A 24174-nucleotide genomic window follows, 5' to 3' on the forward strand; every position below is an offset into this window, starting at 1 on the left:
CATGCGCGAACTCAGAAACGGTAATCGAAACCGACGGTGAAGTAGCGCCCGCGCAGGTCGTATTGGGTGAAGTCGTAGGGCGCGCGGATGCCGGGGAAGGAGGCGTCGTACGGCGGCCGTGCGTCGGCCAGGTTCTCGATCTTGGCGTAGACGGTGAGCCTGTCGCTGCCGCGGTAACCCAGGTACAGGTCGAACTGGTCGTAGTGATCGACCCGCGATTGCACCGCGCTGGCCGCCGCGCTGGCCTTCTGCGCGTAACCGCCGGTGTAGTACCAGGTCAGCGCCGCGCTGACGTCGCCCAGGCTCCAGTCCAGCGTGGTGGTGGCCTTGTTGCGCGGCAGCGACGGGCCGAGGTTGCTGCCGGCGTAGTCTTCGAGCGGACCGCCGACCACGGTCGGCCGCCGGTAGTCGCGCACATGGGTGTAGGCGCTGCTCAGGCCGAACTCGCCGAGCGCGGCGCTGCGCCAGCGCTGGCGCAATTCCACGTCGATGCCCGAGGTGCTGAGCGTGCTCAGGTTCTGGTAGCGGTTGTAGACCGCGACCAGCTTGCCGCGCGCGTCGCGGACCACGTCGGCCGGCGCGTTGTTCTGCACCACGGTGGCGACATTGTTGGTGCCGATCAGGTGGTCCAGTTCGATCTTGTACCAGTCCACGCTGAGGCTGCCGTCGGCCCACGGCGACAGCACCACGCCGACGTTGTAGCTGCGCGTGCGCTCCGGGTCCAGGCCGGTGTTGCCGACGGTGAAGAAGGTCGGCGTCTGCCGCGAGCCGGGCACGTCCGGGTCGTAGGGATCCACCACCGACCCGTAGGAGATGTTGGTGCTGGCCGCGTTCTCCGACAGCGACGGCGCGCGGAAGCCGCGCGAGGCGGCCGCGCGCACCAGCAGCGCATCCAGCGGCTGCCAGCGCAGGCTGACCTTCGGCGAGAACGCATCGCCGAAATCGCTGTAGTGGTCGCCGCGCCCGGCCAGCTGCAGTTCCAGCGATGGCAGCAGCGGCAGGTTGACCTCGGCGTACAGCGCCGACACCGCGCGCTTGCCATCGACCTCGGCGATCGCCGGGCGGATCTGCAGGCCGGCGTCGATCTGCCACGGATTGCGCGACACCAGTTGCTCCTGCCGCCATTCGGCGCCGGCGGCGAAGCCGACGCTGCCGGCCGGCAGCTTGAACAGGCTGCCGGACAGCCTGGCATCGACGCCGCGCAGGGTGGAGCGCGCCGGCCGCAGGGTGCCGAGGTTGATCGCCGCAATCACCGACTGCGGCGTGGCCGCCGGATCGAACAGGTTGTAGCTGCCGTCGGCCAGCGCCTGGGCCAGCGTCCAGCGATTGGCGAAGCCGCCGGACACGGTCTCGTGTTCGCTGCTGCGCGCGGCGAAGGCGGCCGCTTCCCACTCCCAGCGCGCGGTCGACCCGCGCACGCCGCCGAGGAAACGGTAGGACTGCGAGCGGTTGGTCTTGATCGACTCGCCCAGGTCGAAGAACGTGTATTCGATCGGCACCGCCACGCCGTAGGGGTTGTACGGGCTGGAGGCCGGCAGCAGGTTGGAGACCGGCTCGGCCAGCCCGGTGGTCGCGTTCAGCGCGAACCGCCCGCCTTCCAGGGTGAAGAACGGGCTGGAGCCAAAGATCGACACGCCCTTGACCTCGCTGTAGAGCGCCTCGCCGAACGCCTCGAGATTGTCGCCGAGCCGGAACGTGGCGTTGGTATAGGCCTGGTAGCGCTTGGTCGAGGGAATCAGCGTGGTGTACGGCGCCAGATTGAACGCGCAGGTGTCGCCGGCCAGTCCGTCGATCGGCGCGCTGGCGGTCAGCACCGTACGCTCGGGGCATCGGCCCTGGGCGTCGAGCATGGGTACCGAGCGCCCGCCGACCAGATAGCGCGCGCCCTTGGCCGACCAGCCGTTCCAGCGGCCGCCCGGCGAATCGGTGTAGATGCCCGAGCGGGTCAGCGCGCGCTGGTCCTGGTCCAGCCGGTCGCGGTTGTAGGCGTCGACGCTGAACAGGAGGTTGTAGCCGTCGCGGTCCAGGTCGCCGATGCCGCCGATGAACTTGGCGCGCTGGGTATCCAGCCCGCCCTGGTCCGAGGTGCCGCCGCTGAGGCCGAATTCGGCCCCCTGGAAGTCCTGGCGGGTGATGATGTTGACCACCCCGGCGACCGCATCGGACCCGTACACCGCCGAGGCGCCGTCCTTCAGCACTTCGATGCGTTCCACCGCCACCAGCGGCAGGGCGTTGAGGTTGACGAAGGTGTCGCCCAGGCCGTTGGCCGGGAAGCCGTAGTTGGCCAGGCGCCGGCCATTGAGCAGCACCAGGGTGTTCTTCTGCGACAGGCCGCGCAGACCGATGCCGGCCGAGCCGGAGGCCCAGCCGTTGTTGGTGGTCTCGTTGCTGGCATTGCCGGTGTTGGCGGAGATCGACCGCAGCGCGTCGGCGACGGTGAGCTTGCCGGAGCGCTCCAGTTGCTGGCGGCCGAGCACCTGCACCGGGTTGGGGCCTTCGCTGTCGCTGCGCTTGATGTTGGAGCCGGTCACGCTGACCGTCGCCAGGGTTTTTCCGGCGTCGTCGTCGCTTCGGGATTGGGCGGAGGCGACAGGGGCGAGCAGGACGCCCGCAAGGCTCATGGCGAGCAGGTGGGGAACGCGCGGCTGCACACGGACATCCGTAGGTGGGGCGCCACAGTGAGCCATCGCCACCGGCTTAACGAAAATTACATAACGGCATACGAATATGTCTTCGCGTGACATGCATCGACATCGCACGGCATGACACGGTGAGCGCGGCGATGGCCTGGCCGGCCTGGCCTTACAATGCCGCGCATGGATATCTTCAAAGTCTTCACCCTCGAAGCCGCGCACCGCCTGCCCAACGTGCCGCCCGGGCACAAGTGCGCGCGGTTGCACGGGCACTCGTTCCGCATCGAACTGCACGTCAGCGGCGAACCCGGCGCCGAGAGCGGCTGGGTGATGGATTTCGGCGACATCAAGGCGGCGTTCCGTCCGCTCTACGACCAGCTCGACCACCATTACCTCAACGACATCGCCGGGCTGGAGAACCCCACCAGCGAGCGCCTGGCGGTGTGGATCTGGGAACGGCTCAAGCCGGCGCTGCCGCTGCTGAGCGAGGTGGTGGTGCACGAGACCTGCACTTCCGGCTGCCGTTACCGCGGGCCGGTTTGAAGGCGGGGAATGGGGAGTGGGGAATGGGGAATCGCAAAGGCGGCGCTGAGGTGGCTGCGGGATTCCCAATGGACGGCATGTCGGAGGATCGACGCGCGTCGTAGCGCTTGGCGGGGGCGTTGCGCGACCCGGCGCCGGCGCTGGCGATGTGCCAAGCCGTTGATCTGAAAAGCAGTTTGAACGAATCCTGAGCGGCTTCAGAAAATTTTGTTGCATCGCAGCAGAATGGGCGTATGTTGCACTGCAACAGCAATCAGCATTCCCATGGAGTTGCGTGATGTCCGCTCAGTTCAACGACCAGTTCAGCAGCTATACGCAGCAGTTCGCCGCCACCGCGGCGCGCGCCAACCGCCTGGCCCTGGAAAGCGCCGAGAGCGTGTTCGGCGTGCAGTTGAAGACCTTCGAGAAGAACGTGTCGGCCACCACCGGCTTCTTCGGCGAACTGACCGAGGCGCGCGACCTGGGCACCGTGCAGGCGCTGTGGCCGAAGGGCCTGCAGATCGCCCGCGACAACTTCGAGCGGCTGGCCTCGGCCAACCAGGAAGTGTTCGGCCTGGGCCTGAAGACCTCCGAAGCCATCGGCCAGCTCGCCAAGCACCAGTTCGAGGCGGCGACCGAACAGGCCGCGCCGAAGGCCAAGCCTTCCGCCAAGTAACACCGTATTCGACGTCGCTGCGGTACGCCGCCCGACGCACGCTCGGTCTGCATGGGTCCCTCCCCCCGTGCAACCCCAGGCCCGGTAGATCCCTCCCTCTACCGGGCCTTTTTTATGGGCGGGATTCGGGAGTTGGGATTGGGGAGTTGTCGATTGCGCGCGTTGCTGGCTTTCCTTGTGGGAGAGGCTTCAGCCCCGATGCTTCGCCAGAGACCGGTAGATCTCCTGCTTCTATCGGGCTTACCCATGCGCCTATTCCGAGAGCTGAACTGTGCACTCGGGAGTAGCCCATCTTGCAGTGCCGGGACATCTTACTTTTGTGGGAGGGGCTTCAGCCCCGACGCCTCAGCAAAGACGCGTCGGGACTGAAGTCCCTCCCACAAACGGCGGCAGCGCGGCGCGCGCTCGGCAGCGGCTCAGTCGGGCGACATTCCCGCCCACGGCTGCAACTGCGCCGCCAACTGCTCGGCCTGCGGTTGCGGCCGGTACGGCAGGCGGCCCCAGCACGGCATCGGCAGGCGCGCCCGCAGCATCGCCATGTTGTCGTCGATGCGCTCCATCGCCGGATCGATCTCGTTGCCGATCCAGCCGATGCACTGCAGGCCGTCGGCGGCGATCGCCGCGGCGCTGAGCCGGGCGTGGTTGAGGCAGCCCAGGCGCAGGCCGACCACCAACAGCACCGGCAGCCCCAGCGCGCGCGCCAGATCGGCCTGGTCCAGCGTCGCCGACAGCGGTGCGGCCCAGCCGCCCACGCCTTCCACCACCACCACGTCGGCCTGCGCGCGCAGGCGCGCGAACGCGGCGGCGATCGGCGCCAGCTCCAGCTCCACGCCGGCGTCGGCGGCGGCCAGTTCCGGCGCCAGCGGCAACGGCAGTGCGTAGGGATTGAGATCGGCGTAGGCCGGACGCGGCAGGCTCGCCTCCTGCAGCGCCAGCGCATCCTCGTTGCGCCAGCCGCCGGCGTCGCGGGCGCAGCCGCTGGCCACCGGCTTCATGCCCACCGCACGCTGGCCGCGCGCGCGCAAGGCGTGCAGCAGCGCGGTGCTGGCGATGGTCTTGCCGATGCCGGTATCGGTGCCGGTGACGTAGAAGGCGGACACAGCCATGCGAAACCCTGTCGGTTGGCCGGCGGGACGCGCGGCGGCGCGCAGGATAGCCGGGCACGCCGCGCGCGTCAGCCGCCGCGGTGCCGGCGGACCCGGCGCGCTGCTAGACTCGCGGGATGTTCGCCTCGTCCTCGCTCACCGGCAGCAAGCCGGAACAGTACGCCCAGTTGCTCGCCCAGGCCCGCGCCCTGGTCGCCGGGGAACCCGACCGCATCGCCAATGCCGCCAACCTGGCGGCGCTGGTCTACCACGCGCTGCCGCGGCTGAACTGGGTCGGGTTCTATCTCTACGACGGCAAGGAGCTGGTGGTCGGGCCGTTCCAGGGCCTGCCCGCCTGCGTGCGCATTCCGCTGCACAAGGGCGTGTGCGGTGCGGCCGCCAGCAGCGGCCAGACCCAGCGCATCGACGACGTGGAGGCATTCCCCGGGCACATCGCCTGCGATGCGGCCTCGCGCTCGGAACTGGTGGTGCCGCTGCTGCGCGACAGTGCGCTGGTCGGCGTGTTCGACCTGGACAGCCCCGACCTGGCCCGCTTCGACGCCGACGACCAGCAAGGCCTGGAAGCGATCGCCCAGGTCTTCGTCGACAGCCTGCGATGAGTACCGCCAAGCTGCGCAACATCGGCCCCAAGAGCGCGGCCTGGCTGCGCCAGGTCGGCGTGCGCACGCAGCAGGACCTGGAGGCGGCCGGCGCGGTCGGCGCCTTCGTCAAGGTCAAGCGCGCCGGCTTCAAGCCCAGCCTCAACCTGCTGTATTCGCTGGAAGGCGCGCTCAGCGGCTGCCACTGGCAGGAACTGTCCGAGGCGCGGCGCGCGCAGTTGCTGGGCGAGCTGGAGACCGCGACGGCGGCGCTGCCGGCGCAGCGCGGCCTGCCAGTCGCCGGACCGGTGGCGACCACCCATTTCGACCGCGATGACGCACGCGGCGACGACGACGCCGACGGCGCTTATGCGCAGGACACGCCCGACGCGCCGCTGGCCGACCGCCACGGCGACGACGACGGCCACGGGTCCCACGCAGACTAAGCCGCGCGGCCGGCGGCGATCGCGTACAATCGCGCCGCTTCAAGGTGACCCGCCGGCTCCGGTCAGCGGGTTGAAACGGGAAGCCGGTGCGTCTTGCGACAAGGCCGGCGCTGCCCCCGCAACGGTAAGCGATCCGCGCTGACGACCTGCGCCACTGTGCCCCGGCATGGGAAGGCGTCGCAGCCGGGAGGCCCGCCTCCCCGATCGCCAGCCCGGAGACCGGCCTTGCAGTTCACTGGTTGCGATGCGGAGGGCGTCGCGGCGTGCCGCGCCGCGTCCGGCGCCGTCCGCTTGCACCTTCCGTTCGCGACTCCCTTGCCGTCACAGCGCGCAGCCGCGCGCCGGAGTTGCCACCCATGTCGTCCCGCCTGCTTTCGGTCGCGATCGCGTCCGCCCTGTCCCTGCCCGCGCTGGCCCACGCCGCCGATGCCGCCACCGACCTCGACCAGGTCCTGGTCACCGCCACCCGCACCCAGATCTCGGTGGAGGACAGCGTGGTCCCGGCGCAGGTCATCGACCGCGCCGAGATCGAGCGCAGCCAGGCCGATTCGCTGGCGCAGCTGCTGCAGGGCCGCGCCGGCATCGGCATCTCCAACCAGGGCGGGCTGGGCAAGCTGACCACGCTGAGCCTGCGCGGCAGCGAATCGGACCACGTGCTGGTGCTGGTGGACGGCGTGCGCATCGGCTCGGCCAGCGCCGGCCTGGCCGCGTTCCAGGACCTGCCGCTGAGCCAGATCGAGCGCATCGAGATCGTGCGCGGCCCGCGCTCGAGCCTGTATGGCTCGGACGCGATCGGCGGCGTCATCCAGATCTTCACCCGCCGCGGCGGCCAGGGCTTCCAGCAGAACCTGAGCCTGGGCGGCGGCAGCCACGGCCTGCGCGAGGCCGGCGCCGGCTTCAGCAACCGCGGCGAGCGCGGCTGGCTGGCCGTGCAGGGCGGCTACCAGAAGACCGACGGCATCAATGCCTGCAACGGCTCGGCCACGCTGTTCGCCGGCTGCTTCGTCGACCAGCCCGACCGCGACGGCTACCGCAACGTCTCGCTGAGCGCGCGCGGCGGCTACGCGCTGACCGATACGCTGCGCATCGAAGGCCAGGCGCTGAACATCGACAGCCGCAACGAATACGACGGCGACCCGCAATTCGCCGGCAACGAGGCCGACAACACCCAGCAGGTGTTCGGCGGCAAGCTCGACTGGACGCCCTCCGATCGCCTGCACCTGGCCGCGCAGCTCGGCCGCAACGTCGACGACGCCGACAGCTACTACCGCGCCCCCGGCGCGCGCACCCGCAGCTTCGTCAGCACCTTCGACAGCCGCCGCGACACCGCCTCGCTGCAGGGCGACATCACCCTGGCCGAAGGCCACCTGCTCAGCGTCGGCAGCGACTGGCAGCGCGAGCACGTCGCCAGCAGCACCGCCTTCGACGTCGACAGCCGCGACAACACCGGCGTGTTCGCCGAGTACCAGGGCCGCTTCGGCGCGCAGCAGGTGCAGGCCAGCGTGCGCAGCGACGACAACGAGCAGTTCGGCGAGCACACCACCGGCAGCCTCGGCTGGGGCCTGGCGCTGGACCACGGCCTCAAGCTCACCGCCAGCGTCGGCACCGGCTTCAAGGCGCCGACCTTCAACGACCTGTACTACCCGTTCGCCGGCAACCCGGCGTTGAAGCCGGAGCGCTCCAAGAGCGGCAACCTCGGCATTGCGCAGTATGCCGACAGCTGGAACTGGACCTTCAACGCCTACGAGACCCGGGTCAAGGACCTGATCTCCTACGACGCGGTCAGCTTCCTGCCGGTCAACGTCGACGAGGCGCGGATCCGCGGCGCCGAGCTGACCGGCTATGCGTTGCTGGCCGGCTGGGAACTGTCGGCGCAGCTGAGCCACACCGACCCGCGCAACCGCAGCGACGGCGACAACCGCGACAACTGGCTGGCACGCCGCGCGCAGAACACCGCGCGCCTGGACGTGGACCGCGGCATCGGCCCGGTCAAGCTCGGCGTCACCGTCTTCGGCAGCGGCCACCGCTTCGACGATGCGGCCAACCGCGTGCGCCTGGCCGGCTACGGCACCGTCGACCTGCGCGCGGAATACGCGTTCACCCCGGACTGGACGCTGCAGGCCAAGGCCAGCAACGTGTTCGACCGCGACTACCAGACGGTGAACTGGTACAACCAGCCGGGCCGCGAGTACGCGCTGACCCTGCGCTACGCGCCGGCGGTGCGCTGACCGCACGCAGCGCGCCGCAGGAACAACCGCAGCCGCGAACGGGCATCGCCAGGAACGCTCCGTTCGCGGCTGAAGCCGCTCCTGCAGGAGCGGTGACGCGGCTGCTTGCGGGCGTGCGCAGCGTGCCCATGGCATGCTGCGCACCCACCGGCAGTGCCGGCCGATGCAAAGGATTGCCAGCATGCGTGTCGTCTATCGCCCTGCCGTTCCCGCCGATGCGGCCGCCTGTATCGACCTGCGCGCACGCACCCGCGAGAACGCATTCTCCGCCGAGCAGTTGGCCGCGCTCGAGATCGATGCGGGCAGTTGGCAGGCGTGGATCGCCGATGGCAGCGTGCCCGGGCACGTGGCCGAGGTCGCCGGGCGCATGGTCGGCTACTGCTTCGGCAACCGCCACAACGGCGAAATCATGGTGCTGGCGCTATTGCCCGAATGGGAGAACCACGGCATCGGCAAGGCGCTGTTGGCGCGGATGGTCGAGGATTTCCGCCGCTGGGGCTTCGCACGCCTGTTTCTGGGCTGCGCGGCCGACCCGGCGCTGCGCTCGCATGGGTTCTATCGCCACCTCGGCTGGCGCCCGACCGGCGCGATCGACGCCCTGGGCGATGAGGTGCTGGAGTATCGGCTGCCGCGCTGAGCGGTTCGCGCCGCCATCGGCGACGCCGCCCTCGTCGCGGTCAGTGCGCAGCGGCGGTGGCGCGCGCCTCCTCCAGCAGCCAGTCGACGAATCGCTGGAGCGGCGCATCGCTCAGTTGCACCGGCTCCGGCAGCACCAGGCAGAAGGTCTTGGCGATCGAGGTGGCCGCGGGCCACGGACACAGCAAGCGGCCGTCGGCCAGTTCGGCTTCCACATACAGGCGCGGCACCAGCGCGACCCCCAGGCCGGCCAGTGCGGCTTCGATCGCCATGGCATGCAGGTCGTAGCGTGCGCCGTGCGCGGGGTGGCTCAGGGCGATCCCGGACTCCTGCGCATAGCGTTGCCAGGCATCCGGATTCTGCCGGCGCTGCAGCCGCGGCAGCGCATCCAGCGCGCTGGTCGGGTCCTTCCCGTGCAACAGCCGCGGATGGCACACCGGCACCAGCACTTCGTGCAGCAGGCGCTGCACGCGCATCCCCGCCCAGGCCGGGTGCTCGAAATGCAGGGCGGCATCGAAGCCGCTGCCAACGAGCACGAACGGCTCCATCCGTTCGGCCAGATGCACGGTGATCTGCGGATGCCGCGCCTGGAACCGGCCCAGCCGCGGAATCAGCCAGCGCATGGCGAAAGTCGGCAGCGCGGCGATGTCGAGACTCGCGCCGTCGCGCGGCCGCCCCATCAGATCGCGGCTGTCGCGCTCCAGCCGGTCCAGGGTCTCGCGGACCTGCGCCGCATAGCGCCGGCCGTTCGGCAGCAGCCGCACGCGATTGCCGATGCGCTCGAACAGGACCACGCCGAGGAAACTTTCCAGGCGGCCGATCTGGCGGCTGATGGCGCCTTCGGTCAGGACCAGTTCCTCGGCCGCGCGCGCGAAACTGCCATGCCGGGCCGCCGCCTCGAACGCCATGAGCGCGGAATGGCTGGGGATCTTGCGGCGCATATCGGCTCCGGTAGCAGGCGGCGCACTTTACCAGTCCGAGCATGACATGCAGTCACGGAAGGGTGACCAAATATCGATATCAACGCAGAAAACACCGGACTAGGATGAGTCATCCTCAACCATGACACGCCGGCACGCACCGTTCCGGCCCAGGACGATCCGATGCTCTACACCGTGGAATGCAGCTTCGCCGATCCCGCCAGCGAAGCGGAATGGAACGACTTCTACAGCCGGGAAAAACTGCCGGCGCTGATCTCGGTCGAGGGCTTTCGCAGTTCGCAGCGCTTCAAGGCCCTTCGCGACGGCAGTCCGACCTATCTTGCGCTGCACGCCATCGACGGCCCGCACATCCTAAGCGGTGCGGAATACCGGCAGAAGGGCGGCGGCAACTTCGCCCGCTGGCAACGCCACATCGCCGACTGGCACCGCAATCTCTATGACGGCCTGGAGCGCGCGCCGGCCGTGGCGCGCGACGAGGTGCTGCTGGTCAGCGCCGAAGGCCCCGAATCGCTGTTGCGGCTCGGTCTCGCGCCGCATGGCCTGCATGCGGTGGAACTGGACAAGGTGCCGGCGCAGCGCTGGCTCGCCAGGTGCGACCGCGCCCGGCTGCCGGCCATCGGCGAGCTGGCGCAGGATCTCCAGGCCTACGCGCCAATGACCGCGCAACTGGTCGCAGATCGCGGTATCGCCCGCACGATGCCGCAGTAGGCGCGCGATGCCGAACCTCACCCTTTTCATCCCCGCGCAGGCCATGCCGGCCGATCCGGTGCTGGCCGCACTGACCGACCACTGCACCGCGCTGTGCACGGACGTGCTGTTGGCCGCGGTGCAGAACGTGCACATCATCTATGTGCCGGTCCGGCACGGTCGTGGCCACCCGGTGTTCGCGGAACTCCGCTACCGACGCGCCGACGCGCGCACGCCGGCGGTCATGCAGCGGTTCATGGCCGCAATCGACGACGCCATCCGCGGCGCGACCGGCGCCACCGCACGCATCCGCTGCGTCGGCCACGCGCCCGCCGAACTGCACGCACGCAACTGAGCCCCCGGGATCCGCATGTCCATCCCCACGTTTCCGCACCTGCAGATCGGCGATGTCAGCGTCACCGCCCTCAGCGATGGCTATCTCGCCACCGGCCTGGAGATCCTGTCGCCCATCGCCGCGGCCGATGCGCTGCAGATGCAGCAGGCCGCGCGGGTGCTGCAGCCCAGTGCGGTGCACATCAACTGCTACGTGGTGCGCATCGGCGGCCGCGCCGTGCTGATCGATGCCGGCGCCGGCGGCTTCCGCGACGGCGCCGGCCGGTTGCGCGGCAACCTGGCGTCGGCCGGGCTGCAGCCGGCGCAGATCGATGCGGTACTGCTGACCCACGCCCATCCCGACCATGTCGGCGGGCTGATCGAGGCATCCGGAGACGCCGCGTTCCCGAATGCGGAGTTGCTCGTGCAGCGTCGCGAAGTCGGGTTCTGGCAGGACGACGCCAACCTGAGCCGCGCGCCCGCACGTGCCCGCGGCAACTTCCTGCTCGCGCGGCAGGTGTTCGCGGCCTATCGCGACAGGTTGCGCAGGTTCGACGACGGCGAAATCCTGCCCGGCATCCATGCGTTGCCGCTGCCGGGGCACACCGCCGGGCACACCGGCTATCGGCTCGATTCCGGCGGCCGCGGCCTGCTGGTGTGGGGCGACATCGTGCATTTTCCCGACATCCAGATCCCGTGCCCGGACGTGGCGGTGGTCTTCGACCACGATCGGCAACTCGCCACCGCGACCCGCGCGGCGCTGCTGGATCTGGTCAGCGCGGAGCGGCTGCCGATCGCCGGCATGCATCTGCGCGAGGCCGGCTTCGCCCACATCGAACGCCGCGGCACCGGCTACGCAATCGCCAGCGCTCGGTCGTGACCGGTCGATGGCGACCTGCGGCCGCTGCCCATCGGCACGCAGGCAGCGGCCATGCCGTGCCAGCCGCGTTCCACCGCCGGCGTCAACGCAGCGTAAGCAACTCGCGCAGGTCGTCCATCAGCAGCACCACGTCGGCGGTGGCCAGATCCAGGTCGCGCGGATAGCCGTAGCGCACCAGCGCCACCGGCATGCCGGCGGCATGGCCGGCCTGCAGGTCGGTGGGCGAATCGCCGACCATCAGGCAGCGTGCCGGCGGTTGTCCGAACTGCCGGGCCAAGTGTAGCAGCGGCGCCGGACTGGGCTTGCGCTCGGGCAGGCTGTCGCCGCCCAGCACGGCAGAGAACAGATCGGCCACGCCCAGATGGCGCAGCAGCGGCGGCACCATCGCCGAGGGCTTGTTGGTGCACAGCGCCAGCGTCACCCCATCGGCGTGCAACTGCGTCAGCGCTTCGGCCGCGCCGGGATACAGCCGCGGACTGCGCAACAGGCACTCGGCGTAGTGACGCATGAAGGTCGGCATCACCGTCTCCAGCGGCGTGGCGTCGCCGGCATGCCGCCAGGCGATCTCGACCAGTGTGCGCACGCCCTCGCCGATCCAGCCGAGCACGGTCGTCTCGGGCACGCGCGGCAGGCCGAAGTCGACCAGGGTGCGGTTCAGCGCCTCGGCAATGTCGGCGCCGCTGTCGACCAAGGTGCCGTCCAGGTCGAACACCACCAATGCGTACGGAAATGTCATCGCCGACCTGCGCGTAAAAGGGTGTCCCCATTGTAGCGGCGCCGGACGTGTGCGCCGCCGTGGCGCGCACGAGGCCGCAAGCGCGGGGACGGCGCCTCGTTCCAGCGATGCGTCGGCACGAGGCAACGTGTTCTACAAGCTGCTCATGCTGCAATCCATCCGGTTTCGATCCGCGCATACGTGAGGGTGCGACCTGGTCATCCCGGACCCGAATCCGCACTACAAGCTGTTTCAATCCACGCACCCGTGAGGGTGCGCCGCGGTCCCAACCAGCCGAACGTGTTCTTCGACCCGTTTCAATCCACGCACCCGCGAGGGTGCGACGTTGTCGGCCATTGCTATGTCCTCTTGCGGAAATGTTTCAATCCACGCACCCATACAGGTGCGACCTCGCAGCGACCAGCACCTGGCCGAGGAGGCACTGAAACGTCAGCCAAGCGCGCGCTCCTGCTATCCCAGATCAACCGAACAAGCGCCCCTGCGCCTGCCCCGGCTCGCGCTCGTGGAAGCCGGACAGGCCCACGCCGACCAGGCGGTAGCGGGTGGATGCCGGCAGGTCCACGCGCTCGCGCAGCGCCAGGGCGATGTCGATCAAGGCTTGCAGCGATTCCGGCGGCTGCTCCGGAGTGAAACTGCGGGTGAGGATGCGGAACTGTGCGGTCTTCAGCTTCAGCACCACGGTGCGCGCGATGCGCTCGGTGCGGCGGGTGGCGTTCCAGGTCTTCTCGGCCAATTGCCGGATCGCCGGCTCCAGTGCGTCCAGCGCCAGGTCTTCGGCGAAGGTGTCCTCGGAGGAGATCGACTGCACCGGCTGGTCCGACTCCACCGGGCGTTCGTCGATGCCGCGCGCGCGCTGGTACAGGCGCAGGCCGAAGCTGCCGAAGCGCGCCTCCAATTCTGCTTCGCTGCGCGCACGCAGGTCGCCGACGGTGGCGATGCCCAGTTCCGCCAGCTTCGCCTCCATGACCTTGCCCACGCCGGGCACCTTGTTCACCGGCAACGGGGTCAGGAACGCTTCCACGCGATGCGGGCGGATCACGAACTGGCCGTCGGGCTTGCGCCAGTCCGAGGCGATCTTGGCCAGGAACTTGTTCGGCGCGATCCCCGCCGAGGCGGTCAGCGCGGTTTCCTCGCGGATCTGTGCGCGGATGGTCTGCGCGATCTCGGTGGCCGTGCGCAATTCGCCCTTGGGCGCGGTGACGTCCAGGTAGGCCTCGTCCAGCGACAACGGCTCGATCAGGTCGGTATGGCGCTGGAAGATCTCGCGCACCTGCCGCGACACCGCCTTGTAGCGGGCGAAATCCGGCGGCACGAAGATCGCGTCCGGGCACAGCCGCTCGGCGCGCAGCGCCGGCATCGCCGAGCGCACGCCGAACACCCGCGCCTCGTAGGAGGCGGCGCACACCACCGAGCGCATGCCGCGCCAGGCCACCACCACGGGCTTGCCGCGCAGCGCCGGATCGTCACGCTGCACCACGGACGCGTAGAACGCATCCATGTCGACGTGAATGATCTTGCGCATCGACCCCCTACCCTACGCCTGCGAACGGTATCCGCATGATAAGCCCGGCACTGCGCACGGACTGAGAATGCGCGCCTTGATCCAGCGCAGTGCATGCGCCGCCGCGGGTGCCGACACTACGCGTGCGTACGGATAAAACGTTTGATTGAACGCGCGACGCTCATGCACTCTTGCGCGCCTCGACTGTCTCGCCTGGGAATGTTCCGCTCATGAGTCGTCTGTCCTCCTATTCGCGCGAGCAACTGCTCGCCAGCGCACGCGGCGAGTTGTTCGGCGCCAACGCCGGGCGCCTGCCCAACGATCCGATGCTGATGTTCGACCGCATCGTCGCCATCGACGAGACCGGCGGCGCGCACGGCAAGGGCGTGATCCGCGCCGAACTGGATATCCGCCCGGACCTGTGGTTCTTCGGCTGCCATTTCATCGGCGACCCGGTGATGCCCGGCTGCCTGGGCCTGGATGCAATGTGGCAGTTGACCGGCTTCTTCCTGACCTGGCTGGGCGCACCCGGCCGTGGCCGTGCGCTCGGCGTGGGCGAAGTGAAGTTCACCGGGCAGGTGCTGCCCAGCGCCAAGCAGGTCGTGTACGAGATCGACATCAGCCGGGTGATCAACCGCAAGCTGGTGATGGCGGTGGCCGACGGCCGCATGGCGGTGGACGGGCGCGAGATCTATACCGCCAAGGACATGCGCGTGGGCCTGTTCACCTCGACGGAGGCCTTCTGATGCGGCGCGTGGTCATTACCGGGATGGGCATCACCTCGTGCCTGGGCAACGATCTGGACAGTGTGTCGCGCGCCTTGCGCGAGGGCCGCTCCGGCATCCGCCATAACGCGCAGGCAGCCGAGGCCGGCCTGCGCAGCCAGGTCGGCGGCGACGTGCAACTGGACCTGGACGCGGCGATCGACCGCAAACTCAAGCGCTTCATGGGCGACGCCTCGGCCTACGCCTACCTGGCGCTGCGCGATGCGCTGGCCGATGCCGGCCTGGACGAAGCGGCGATCAGCGACCCGCGGATCGGCCTGATCGCCGGCTCCGGCGGTGGTTCCAGCCACTGGCAGGTGGAAGCGGCGGACCTGCTGCGCAACCGTGGCGTGCGCAAGGTCGGCCCGTACATGGTGCCGCGCACGATGTGTTCGGCGGTGTCGGCCAGCCTGGCCACCGCGTTCAAGATCAAGGGCGTGAGCTATTCGCTATCGGCCGCCTGCGCGACCTCGGCGCACTGCATCGGCGCGGCGGCGGACCTGATCCGCCACGGCCAGCAGGACGTGATGTTCGCCGGCGGCGGCGAGGAACTGGACTGGACCATGAGCCTGATGTTCGACGCCATGGGCGCGCTGTCCACCGGCTTCAACGACACGCCGGCGGTGGCCTCGCGGCCCTACGACGCCGCGCGCGACGGTTTCGTCATCGCCGGCGGCGGCGGCATGCTGGTGCTGGAGGACTACGACCGCGCGGTGGCGCGCGGCGCGCGCATCCATGCCGAACTGGTCGGCTACGGCGTGACCTCCGACGGCGCCGACATGGTCGCCCCGTCCGGCGAAGGCGCGGTGCGCTGCATGCGCATGGCGCTGCAGGGCGTGGACGCGCCGATCGACTACCTCAACACCCACGGCACCTCCACGCCGCTGGGCGACGTCACCGAACTGGAGGCGGTGCGCGCGGCGTTCGGCGACGCGGTGCCGCCGCTGTCCTCGACCAAGGCGCTGTCCGGGCATTCGCTGGGCGCGGCCAGCGTGCACGAGGCGATCTACTGCCTGCTGATGCTGCGCGACGGCTTCACCGCCGGCTCGGCCAACATCGACACGCTGGATCCGCGCGCCGAGGGCTTCCCGATCGTGCGCGAAAGCCGCGACGCCGCGTTGCGCACGGTGATGTCCAACAGCTTCGGCTTCGGCGGTACCAACGCCGCGCTGGTGTTCGCCAAGACCTGAGTCGGGCCACGCCTGCACGGCGCCGGCAGCGGCAGCGTGCCGTGCGTCAGCGCTCCAGCTGCCTGACGTCGCGACGCCCGGCGTCGTCGTCCTTGTGCGCTTCCGGCTTGGTCGGTGGCGCTGGAGGCGGGGTCGGCTTCGGCGAATGCCGCTCGACCCACTGGATGGTCGCCGGCGACGGTGGCCACTTCGGCGATGCCGAGGGCGCGGACGCAGGCGGCGGCACCGGCTGCAATCCCATCGATTCGCGCTGGCGCCGGTCGTCTTCCTGCCGTTGCAGTTCCTTCGACAGGTCTTTGTTGTAGCGGGGATTGAGCGCATCCGGCGGCGGGATCTGATACATCCGTTCGCCCGGCGGCGTCCATTGCGGCGCGCTGCTCACGGCCTCGGAGGCAGACGCCGCTGGCGGCGGCGCCCGCCATTGCGGCCCCAACTGCCGCTGCAACGGGGCCGGAATCTGCGCCGGCCCGGCCGCGCTCGCTGCGCTTTCCAGCGGCCGATAGCGCGCGCGCTCGCGCGCCCACGGCTGACCGCGGTAGTGCGCGTCCCAATAGCGATCCAGCGCAAAGCCGACCGTGGGCACGCCGGGTGCAGTGCCCTGTTCCCGTGCGCTGAAATCGATCGCGCCTGCCGGCAGCCAGCCGCGTTTCTCGCGCCAACTGACGTCGCACCAGCCCAGTCCCGGGTGCAGCCATGCACCCGCAACGCGTCGTCGGTGACCGGGGTGGCCACGCGCGGATACTCCGGCGCCGGGCCGGCGCGCAGGCTGGCGCCGATGCGCACGGTGCCACTACCGTCCTGCGCCAGCGCCGGCGCGGCCATGCTCAACAGCAACGGCGTCCACCACCTTGCTCGCTTCATGCGGTCCTCCTTGTGCAGTGCGGCTGTGTCCTGCGCCGCGATCGCGGCTGCCCTGTTCTAGCACAGAGGAGCCGGGATTCGGGATGACCCGCCTACGACTGTTGAAAGCAGAGATTGGGGATTGGGGATTGGGGATTCGAGAACGGCAACGGGGTCGTCGTGCACGGAGCAACATCGCGATAAAGCGATCTGAAGAATGTGGCTGCCCTCCGATGAAAAAGGTCGCCGCTTTTTTTGTGGGAGGGGCTTCAGCCCCGACGGGCTTTCCCGGGAAAGCCCGTCGGGGCTGAAGCCCCTCCCACAACATCCTCGCAACTGCCAGAAACGCGCGAAAAATCCCTAATCCCTAATCCCTAATCCCTAATCCCGGCTTTCATCCCGACTCCCCGCCTACCCCGCCATGCCGCTATGCCGCAGCAGCGCCTCCAGCTCCGGCGCGCGGCCGCGGAAAGCGGTGAAGTTCTCCAGCGCCGGGCGGCTGCCGCCGCGCGAGAGGATCTCGCGCAGGAAGCGCGCGCCGGTGTCCGCCAACTGGTCCGGCGCTTCCTCGAACGCCGCGTAGGCGTCGGCGCTGAGCACTTCGGCCCACTTGTAGCTGTAGTAGCCGGCCGCATAGCCGCCGGCGAAGATGTGGCTGAACTGGTGCGGGAAGCGGTTCCACGCCGGCGGCCGGTTCACCGCCACCGCGTCGCGCACGCGCTCGAGCAACTGCAGCACGCTGTCGGCCTGCGCATCGAAGCTGTGGTGCAACTGCATGTCGAACAGCGCGAACTCGAGCTGGCGCACGGTGAACATGCCGCTCTGGTAGTTCTTCGCCGCCAGCATCTTCTCGAACAGCGCGCGCGGCAGCGGTTCGCCGCTGTCCACGTGCGCGGTCATCGCCTGCAGGCGCGGCCACTCCCAGCAGAAGTTCTCCATGAACTGGCTGGGCAGTTCCACCGCGTCCCATTCCACGCCGTTGATGCCGGCCACGCCCAGCTCGCCGATCTGGGTCAGCAACTGGTGCAGGCCGTGGCCCATCTCGTGGAACAGCGTGGTGACCTCGTTGTGGGTGAAGGTGGCCGGCTTGCCGTCGCTGCCACGGCCGAAGTTGCACACCAGGTACACCAGCGGGGTCTGCACGCCGTCGGCACGCTCGCGGCGGTTGCGGCAATCGTCCATCCAGGCGCCACCGCGCTTGCCTTCGCGCGCGTACAGGTCCAGGTAGAACTGCCCGACCAGGCGCCCCTGCGCGTCGCTGAGGCGGAAGAAGCGCACGTCCGGATGCCACACTGGCGCGCTGTCGGCCTCCACGCGCAAGCCGTACAGGTCGTGGATCAGGCCGAACAGCCCCTCCAGCACCTTGGGCTCGGTGAAGTAGCGCTTCACCTCCTGCTCGGAGAAGCTGTAGCGCGCCTGCTTGAGCTGCTCGCCGGCGTAGGCCAGGTCCCAGGCTTCCAGGGTGTCCAGGCCCAGGTGCTCGCGTGCATAGGCCTCCAGCTCGGCGCGGTCGCGCTGCGCGTAGGGCTTGGCGCGTGCGGCCAGATCGTGCAGGAACTCCAGCACCTGTGCGGGATCCTGCGCCATCTTCGTCGCCAGCGAATACTCGGCGTAGCTGCCGAAGCCGAGCAGCGCCGCCAGTTCGCCGCGCAGGGCGAGGATGCGGCCGATCGCCGCGCTGTTGTCCAGCGCCGCATCGCCGAACTCCGAGGCGCGGATCGCGTTGGCGCGGTACAGCGTCTCGCGCAGCGCGCGGTCCTCGGCGTACATCTGCACCGGCAGGTAGCACGGCATCTGCAGGGTCAGCTTCCAGCCCGCCTGGCCGTCGCGCTCGGCCGCCGCGCGCGCGGCGGCGATGCTGTCCTCGGGCAGGCCGGCCAGGCGCGCCGGATCGTCGATCAGCAGCGACCACGCATCGGTGGCGTCGAGCACGTTCTGCGAGAACTTGGCCGACAGCGCCGACAGTTCCTCCTGGATCGCGGCGAAGCGCTGCTTGTCGGCCTCGCCCAGTTCGGCGCCGCCCAGGCGGAAATCGCGCAGCGCGTTGTCCAGCACCTTGCGCTGCGCCGGGGCGAGCGTGGCCGCCTCCGGCGATTGCGCCAGCGTGCGGTACTGCGCGAACAGCGCCAGGTTCTGCCCCAGCGCGCTGGAGAAGCGCGTCACCTTGGGCAGGTTGGCGTTGTAGGCCTCGCGCAGCGCCGGCGTGTTGACCACCGCCTGCAGGTGGCTCACCTGGCCCCAGGCGCGCCACAGGCGCTCGGTGGCGTCGTCCAGCGGCGCCACGAAGCTGTCCCAGCGCACCGGCGCCACCGTCTCGGCGGCGGCCACCGCGGCCTCGGCCTGCGCCAGCAGCGTGTCGATCGCCGGAGCGATGTGCTCGGGCTGGATCGCATCGAAGCGCGGCAGGCCGGAAAAGTCGAGCAGGGGATTGGTCATCGCGGAACTCTCGGTAGCGGAGGAAGGACCGGCGCGGCCGGTCATGGAAGGCAGATGGCGGTCAGTCCAGCGCCGCACAAGGCAGCGGCGGCAAGCCGGCGCCGGCCACCGCCGCGGCCAGCTGCGCATCGGCCTGGTCCACGTCGATGCCGTGTTCGGCATACCACTGCGGGCGGTAGTAGCTGTGCACGTAGCGCTCGCCGCTGTCGCACAGGATGGTGACGATGGCGCCGCTGCGGCCCTGTTCGCGCATGCGCGTGGCCGCCTGCAGCACGCCGACGAAGTTGGTACCGGTGGAGCCGCCCACGCGCCGGCCCAGGCGCGCGCTGACGTAGCGCATCGCCGCCAGGCTCAGCGCGTCGGGCACTTTGACCATCGCATCGACGCAGCTGGGAATGAAGCTCGGCTCCACCCGCGGCCGGCCGATGCCTTCGATGCGCGAGCCGCCGGTGCTTTCCAGGCCGGCGTAGTCGCGCCCGGCCAGCGCCTCGCGGTAGCCGTCGAAGAACAGCGACACCTCCGGATCCGCGCACAGGATGCGGGTGGGATGGCGCCGGTAGCGCACGTAGCGGCCGAGCGTGGCCGCGGTGCCGCCGGTGCCGGGGCTGCACACGATCCACTCGGGGATCGGATGCGGCTCCTCCTGCATCTGCCGGAAGATCGACTCGGCGATGTTGTTGTTGGCGCGCCAGTCGGTGGCGCGTTCGGCGTACAGGAACTGGTCCATGAAGTGGCCGCCGGTCTCGCGCGCCAGCTGCACCGAATCGGCGTGCAGGTCGCAGGCGCGCCCGACCAGGTGGCAGCGCCCGCCCTGGAACTCGATCGCGGCGATCTTCTCCGGCGAGGTGCTGGCCGGTATCACCGCGATGAACGGCAGCCCCAGCAGGCGTGCGAAATACGCCTCGGACACCGCCGTGGAACCGCTGGAGGCCTCGATCACCGGGCGCCCCTCGCGCAGCCAGCCGTTGGCCAGCGCGTACAGGAACAGCGAGCGCGCCAGGCGGTGCTTGAGGCTGCCGGTGGGATGGCTGGACTCGTCCTTGAAGTACAGGTCGATGCCGGGGAAACCGGGCAGGTCCAGCGGAATCAGGTGGGTATCGGCCGAGCGGTTGAAGTCGGCTTCGATCTTCTGGATGGCGGCAGCCACCCAAGCGCGATGGGTCATGGCGGTGCGGGAGGGAGAAATCCCGCCCACGATACACGCCCGGCCGCGCGCCCGGGCCATGCGCGGCAGCGGCGGCCACGCCGGCGTTCACCCGCCGTCGCACGCCGACGGCAGCGGCCCTCGCTCAGCCGGCCACCACGAAGCCGGCGTCGGCGATCGCCTGTTGCAGCGCGGCCACGTCGATGCGCGCGGGGTCGTAATCGATGCCGACGCGCCCGCCTTCCAGCACCACCGTGCTGGCGGTCACGCCCGGGCAGGCGTCCAGCACCCGCTGCAGCCGCGCGCTGCAGCCGCCGCAGGTCATGCCGTGGACGAGGAGATCGAGATGCTGCATGTCATGCTCCAGGGTCGAGAAATCGAATCCGCGCTCACTGCGCGCGCCAGCGATTGAGCAGCAAGGCATTGCCCAGCACCGAGACCGAACTCAGCGCCATCGCCGCGCCGGCGATCACCGGGTTGAGCAGGCCGAACGCGGCCAGCGGGATGCCCAGGCCGTTGAAGACGAAGGCGAAGAACAGGTTCTGGCGGATCTTGCGCACCGTCGCCGCGGACAGGTCGATGGCGGCGGCGACGCCCGCCAGGTCGCCGTGCATCAGCACCACGTCGGCGGCCTCGATGGCGATGTCCGAGCCGCTGCCGATGGCGAAACTGACGTCGGCCGCGGCCAGCGCCGGGGCGTCGTTGATGCCGTCGCCGACCATGCCGACATGCGCGCCGGGCAGCGCCTGCAGCCGGCGCACATGCTCGGCCTTGTCCTGCGGCAGCACCTCGGCCTGCACCTGCGCGATGCCCAGCCGCGCGGCCACCGCCTGCGCCGCGTGGCGGTTGTCGCCGCTGAGCATGGTCACCGCGATGCCGCGCGCCTGCAGCCGCGCCACCGCCTCGGCCACGCCCTCGCGCAGCGGATCGGCGATGGCCAGATAGCCGGCGACCGCGCCGTCCACCGCCACCGCGACCACGCTCTGGCCCTGCGCCTGCGCCGCCTCGGCCCGGTGCCGCTGGGCCGCGTCGGCCGGGGCGGCGGCCAGCCCGTCGATCCACGCCAGCGCCCCCAGCGCGACCTCGTGCCCGTCCACGCGGCCACGCACGCCCTGTCCCGGCAGCGTCTGCACCGCTTCGGCGCGCGGTGCCGGCAGCGCCGCGCGCACGCCCAGGTCGGCGGCGCGCTGCACGATGGCGCGCGCCAGCGGATGCGCCGAACCGGCCTCCAGCGCCGCGGCCAGGCGCAGCAGCGGCGCGGTCCCGGCCTCGTCGGCGACCAGCACCGCGGTCACCTGCGGCTGGCCCAGGGTCAGCGTGCCGGTCTTGTCGACCACCAGCGCGGTCAGCGCGCGGGCGCGTTCCAGCACTTCGGCGTCGCGAATCAGGATGCCGGCACGCGCGCCGACGCCGGTGCCGACCATGATCGCGGTCGGCGTGGCCAGGCCCAGCGCGCATGGGCAGGCGATCACCAGCACCGCCACCGCGTGCACCAGCGCGTCGGCGAAGCTGCCGCCCAGCGCCCAGGTCGCGCCCAGGGTGAGCGCGGCGATGCCCAGCACCGCCGGCACGAACACCGCGGCGATGCGGTCGACCAGGCGCTGGATCGGCGCCCGCGAGCCTTGCGCGGCATCGACCATGCGCACGATCTGCGCCAGCAGCGTGTCCGCGCCGACGCCGGTGGCGCGCGCGCGCAGCAGGCCCAACTGGTTGACCGTGGCCGCGTGCAGGCGGCTGCCCGGCGCCTTGGCGACCGGCATGGCCTCGCCCGACAGCATCGCCTCGTCCACGCTGGAGTGGCCCTCGAGCACCTCGCCGTCCACCGGCACGCGCTCGCCGGCGGCGACCACGAACACGTCGCCGACCGCCAGTTCCGCCACCGGCACCTCCACGATCGCGCCGTCGCGCTCGACCCGCGCGGTGGTCGGCGCCAGGTCGAGCAGCGCGCGCACCGCCGCGGTGGTGCGGCGCTTGGCGCGGGCCTCGAGCAGGCGCCCGAGCAGCACCAGGGTGATGACGCTGGTGCTGGCCTCGAAGTACACGTGCTGGCCGTGCAGGCCGGCCACGGTGACCACGGCGCTGTACAGATAGGCCATGCCGGTGCCGAGCGCGACCAGCACGTCCATGTTGGCGCTGCCGTTGCGCAGCGCGCGGTAGCCGGCGCGGTAGAAGCGCGCGCCGATCCAGCACTGCACCGGCGTGGCCAGCAGCAATTGCAGCCAGCGCGGCAGCGGTTCGGCGTGCGCGCCGCGCAGGGCGTCGCCGTCCAGCATGCCGAGCATCTGCCCCCAGAACGGCAGGGTCAGCAGCACCGCCGCGGCGAACATTCCCAACTCGCGCCGCCAGGCGCGACGCTCGCTGCGCTCGCGCTCGGCCAGGTACGCCGGGTCCATGGCCTCGACGACGCGCGCGCCGAAGCCGGCGCGGGCGATCCGCGCGACCAGGTCCGCCGGCGCCACCGCGCCGGGCACGATCTCCACCCGCGCCTTGGCCGAGGCCAGGTTGGCGTGGCCGGCGAGCACGCCCGGCGTCTTCGCCAGCACTGCGTCGATCGACGCCACGCAGGACGCGCAGTGCAGGCCGCTCAGCTCCAGGGTCAGGGTCTGCGTCGGCACCGCGTAGCCGGCCTGCTGGATGCGCTGCAGCAGCGTCGGCAGGTCCACCTGCTGCGGGTCGTAGTCCACCTGCACACGCGCCGCGGCGTAGCTGGCCTGTGCCGCGACCCCGGGCAGGCGCTGCAGCGCCTTCTCCACGCCGGTCGCGCAGGCGGCGCAGGTCATGCCCTGCACCGGCAGGGTCAGCGAGGCGGTGGCCGGGGTCGCGCTCATCGCGGCGTGTCGGCGGCGCCGGCGCCGCGGATGTCGCCCAGGATCGGGCAGGCGTCCGGCGCGCCGTGGCCGGGGCAGTCCTCGACCAGCGCGGCCAGCGCCTGGCGCATCTCCGTCAGCTCGGCGATGCGCCGGTCCAGCGCCTGCAGGCGCGCGCTGGCGCGCTGCTTGATGCCTTCCACGCCATGCACCTGGTCGTCCTGCAGGGCCAGCAGCTCGCCGATCTCCTCCAGCGAGAAGCCCAGCTCCTTGGCGCGGCGGATGAAGCGCACCCGCTGCACCGCCGCGGCGTCGTACTCGCGGTAGCCGGAGGCACGGCGCGGTGCGGGCGGCAGCAGGCCCTGGCGCTCGTAGTAGCGCACGGTGTCGATGGCGACGTCGGCCTGGCGGGCGAGCGCGCCGATGGTGAAGCGGGCGGTGGCGGGGTCGGATCGCATGCGCACACCCTACTCCCTGGACCCGGGTCCAGAGTCAAGCCTTGCGGTGCCGCGGTCGCTTGCCGCCCACGCCGGCTTCGGTATCCTCTGCGCTTCCCGCCGCCACGCTGCCGCCTGTGCCGACCTTCGCCGTCCTGATGCGCCTGCTGCTGTGCCTGAGCCTGCTGCTCAACGGCACCGCGACCGCGATGGCGATGCCGGGCATGGCGACACACGCCACCTCGATGCACCCCGCCGCCGTCGCCAGCGCGGCGCCGGCGCCGACGCATGCGGCGATGCCCTGCCACGAGCAGGTGCCGGCGCCTCCGGCCGAGCACGACGGCCACTGCCACGACCATGCCGGCAAGCACGGCGGCGGCTGCGGCATGGCCGGCTGCCAATGCCCGCATGCGCAGCCGCTGCCGGCCCTGCTGGCGATGCCGCTGGCACTGCCGCGCATGCCCCGCCACCTGGTCGCCGCCGCTCCCCAGGCCGCGCACGGCGCGCCCGGCCTGCCGCGGCTGGAACGTCCTCCCAGCGCCTGAGCGCGAGCGGCCGCCCCTCGGCGGCCTCCTGGCGGCGGCGCGCAGGCGCCGCCGCGTCCACGCCTGCCGCGCCACCGTCGGCGCGGCGTGGCGCATTGCCTCCGCTTC

23 protein-coding genes and 1 riboswitch are annotated in these 24174 nt (G+C 70.6%); of the genes, 12 read left to right on the forward strand and 11 right to left on the reverse strand.

Going from position 1 to position 24174, the window contains the following annotated elements:
• Window positions 1–11: 11 nt before the first annotated feature.
• Window positions 12–2621 (reverse strand): TonB-dependent receptor plug domain-containing protein, encoded by a 2610-nt coding sequence (locus tag AC1PME_RS18085; RefSeq protein WP_481096601.1) that lies wholly within the window; start codon window positions 2619–2621, stop codon window positions 12–14.
• A gap of 195 nt (window positions 2622–2816) precedes the next feature.
• Here AC1PME_RS18085 and queD point away from each other — a divergent pair, with 195 nt between their 5' ends.
• Together queD and AC1PME_RS18095 are read left to right on the forward strand one after the other, a co-directional pair.
• A complete protein-coding gene (gene queD, locus AC1PME_RS18090; RefSeq protein ID WP_254459214.1) occupies window positions 2817–3176 on the forward strand; it encodes a 6-carboxytetrahydropterin synthase QueD in 360 nt (119 codons plus the stop codon).
• Between the two features lie 277 nt (window positions 3177–3453).
• A complete protein-coding gene (locus AC1PME_RS18095) occupies window positions 3454–3831 on the forward strand; it encodes a phasin family protein (protein WP_254459215.1) in 378 nt (125 codons plus the stop codon).
• Between the two features lie 416 nt (window positions 3832–4247).
• Here AC1PME_RS18095 and bioD read toward each other — a convergent pair whose 3' ends face one another.
• A complete protein-coding gene (gene bioD / locus AC1PME_RS18100; RefSeq protein ID WP_481096602.1) occupies window positions 4248–4937 on the reverse strand; it encodes a dethiobiotin synthase in 690 nt (229 codons plus the stop codon).
• A 116-nt stretch (window positions 4938–5053) separates the two neighbouring features.
• Here bioD and AC1PME_RS18105 point away from each other — a divergent pair, with 116 nt between their 5' ends.
• From AC1PME_RS18105 to AC1PME_RS18120, 4 genes are all read left to right on the forward strand, one after another.
• Window positions 5054–5536 (forward strand): GAF domain-containing protein, encoded by a 483-nt coding sequence (locus tag AC1PME_RS18105; RefSeq protein ID WP_481096603.1) that lies wholly within the window; start codon window positions 5054–5056, stop codon window positions 5534–5536.
• On the forward strand, window positions 5533–5961 hold the full coding sequence (locus AC1PME_RS18110) for a TfoX/Sxy family protein (protein WP_481096604.1): 429 nt from the start codon (window positions 5533–5535) through the stop codon (window positions 5959–5961). The genes AC1PME_RS18105 and AC1PME_RS18110 overlap by 4 nt, the downstream gene beginning before the upstream one ends.
• A 25-nt stretch (window positions 5962–5986) precedes the next feature.
• Window positions 5987–6203: riboswitch (cobalamin riboswitch) on the forward strand.
• 114 nt (window positions 6204–6317) lie between these two features.
• On the forward strand, window positions 6318–8189 hold the full coding sequence (gene btuB, locus AC1PME_RS18115) for a TonB-dependent vitamin B12 receptor (protein ID WP_254459218.1): 1872 nt from the start codon (window positions 6318–6320) through the stop codon (window positions 8187–8189).
• A 181-nt stretch (window positions 8190–8370) separates the two neighbouring features.
• Window positions 8371–8826: an N-acetyltransferase family protein gene (locus AC1PME_RS18120; RefSeq protein ID WP_481096605.1), complete on the forward strand. Its 456-nt coding sequence runs from the start codon at window positions 8371–8373 to the stop codon at window positions 8824–8826.
• Between the two features lie 40 nt (window positions 8827–8866).
• On the opposite strand, the gene AC1PME_RS18125 is transcribed toward AC1PME_RS18120, so the two are convergent.
• On the reverse strand, window positions 8867–9766 hold the full coding sequence (locus AC1PME_RS18125; RefSeq protein ID WP_481096606.1) for a LysR substrate-binding domain-containing protein: 900 nt from the start codon (window positions 9764–9766) through the stop codon (window positions 8867–8869).
• Window positions 9767–9928: 162 nt separating this feature from the next.
• On the opposite strand from AC1PME_RS18125, the gene AC1PME_RS18130 reads away from it, so the two are divergent.
• From AC1PME_RS18130 to AC1PME_RS18140, 3 genes are read left to right on the forward strand one after another with little or no spacing between them, the layout of a single operon-like run.
• The gene (locus AC1PME_RS18130) at window positions 9929–10474 is read left to right on the forward strand and encodes a hypothetical protein (RefSeq protein ID WP_481096607.1); all 546 of its coding nucleotides are present in this window, start codon (window positions 9929–9931) and stop codon (window positions 10472–10474) included.
• Between the two features lie 7 nt (window positions 10475–10481).
• The gene (locus AC1PME_RS18135; protein ID WP_254459222.1) at window positions 10482–10808 is read left to right on the forward strand and encodes a hypothetical protein; all 327 of its coding nucleotides are present in this window, start codon (window positions 10482–10484) and stop codon (window positions 10806–10808) included.
• A gap of 15 nt (window positions 10809–10823) precedes the next feature.
• Window positions 10824–11666 carry an MBL fold metallo-hydrolase gene (locus tag AC1PME_RS18140; protein WP_481096608.1) on the forward strand — a complete coding sequence of 281 codons (843 nt, stop codon included), beginning with the start codon at window positions 10824–10826 and terminating at the stop codon, window positions 11664–11666.
• Window positions 11667–11748: 82 nt separating this feature from the next.
• Here AC1PME_RS18140 and gph read toward each other — a convergent pair whose 3' ends face one another.
• Window positions 11749–12402, reverse strand: coding sequence for a phosphoglycolate phosphatase (gene gph / locus AC1PME_RS18145; protein WP_481096609.1), 654 nt, complete (start codon window positions 12400–12402; stop codon window positions 11749–11751).
• Window positions 12403–12862: 460 nt separating this feature from the next.
• Complete coding sequence (gene dinB, locus AC1PME_RS18150) at window positions 12863–13924, reverse strand: DNA polymerase IV (protein ID WP_481096610.1); 1062 nt, start codon at window positions 13922–13924, stop codon at window positions 12863–12865.
• A gap of 209 nt (window positions 13925–14133) precedes the next feature.
• Between dinB and fabA the strand changes: the two genes are divergently transcribed.
• Both fabA and fabB read left to right on the forward strand, forming a co-directional pair.
• The gene (gene fabA, locus AC1PME_RS18155) at window positions 14134–14649 is read left to right on the forward strand and encodes a 3-hydroxyacyl-[acyl-carrier-protein] dehydratase FabA (RefSeq protein ID WP_481096611.1); all 516 of its coding nucleotides are present in this window, start codon (window positions 14134–14136) and stop codon (window positions 14647–14649) included.
• Complete coding sequence (gene fabB / locus AC1PME_RS18160) at window positions 14649–15857, forward strand: beta-ketoacyl-ACP synthase I (protein WP_481096612.1); 1209 nt, start codon at window positions 14649–14651, stop codon at window positions 15855–15857. The genes fabA and fabB overlap by 1 nt, the downstream gene beginning before the upstream one ends.
• Before the next feature lie 46 nt (window positions 15858–15903).
• Here fabB and AC1PME_RS18165 read toward each other — a convergent pair whose 3' ends face one another.
• The 6 genes from AC1PME_RS18165 to AC1PME_RS18190 form a co-directional block, all read right to left on the reverse strand.
• Window positions 15904–16440: a hypothetical protein gene (locus AC1PME_RS18165; protein WP_481096613.1), complete on the reverse strand. Its 537-nt coding sequence runs from the start codon at window positions 16438–16440 to the stop codon at window positions 15904–15906.
• Window positions 16441–17108: 668 nt separating this feature from the next.
• Window positions 17109–19133, reverse strand: coding sequence for a M3 family metallopeptidase (locus tag AC1PME_RS18170; RefSeq protein ID WP_481096614.1), 2025 nt, complete (start codon window positions 19131–19133; stop codon window positions 17109–17111).
• 61 nt (window positions 19134–19194) lie between these two features.
• Window positions 19195–20298, reverse strand: coding sequence for a PLP-dependent cysteine synthase family protein (locus AC1PME_RS18175; RefSeq protein ID WP_254459230.1), 1104 nt, complete (start codon window positions 20296–20298; stop codon window positions 19195–19197).
• Window positions 20299–20422: 124 nt separating this feature from the next.
• The gene (locus tag AC1PME_RS18180) at window positions 20423–20632 is read right to left on the reverse strand and encodes a heavy-metal-associated domain-containing protein (protein ID WP_254459231.1); all 210 of its coding nucleotides are present in this window, start codon (window positions 20630–20632) and stop codon (window positions 20423–20425) included.
• 34 nt (window positions 20633–20666) lie between these two features.
• Window positions 20667–23105, reverse strand: a complete 2439-nt coding sequence (locus AC1PME_RS18185) for a heavy metal translocating P-type ATPase (RefSeq protein WP_481096615.1) — start codon at window positions 23103–23105, stop codon at window positions 20667–20669.
• On the reverse strand, window positions 23102–23542 hold the full coding sequence (locus AC1PME_RS18190; protein ID WP_254459233.1) for a heavy metal-responsive transcriptional regulator: 441 nt from the start codon (window positions 23540–23542) through the stop codon (window positions 23102–23104). The genes AC1PME_RS18185 and AC1PME_RS18190 overlap by 4 nt, the downstream gene beginning before the upstream one ends.
• Window positions 23543–23658: 116 nt before the next feature.
• Here AC1PME_RS18190 and AC1PME_RS18195 point away from each other — a divergent pair, with 116 nt between their 5' ends.
• A complete protein-coding gene (locus tag AC1PME_RS18195; RefSeq protein WP_481096616.1) occupies window positions 23659–24066 on the forward strand; it encodes a CopL family metal-binding regulatory protein in 408 nt (135 codons plus the stop codon).
• Window positions 24067–24174 lie beyond the last annotated feature (108 nt).

The sequence above is a fragment of the Xanthomonas sp. NCPPB 901 genome, assembly GCF_056725085.1.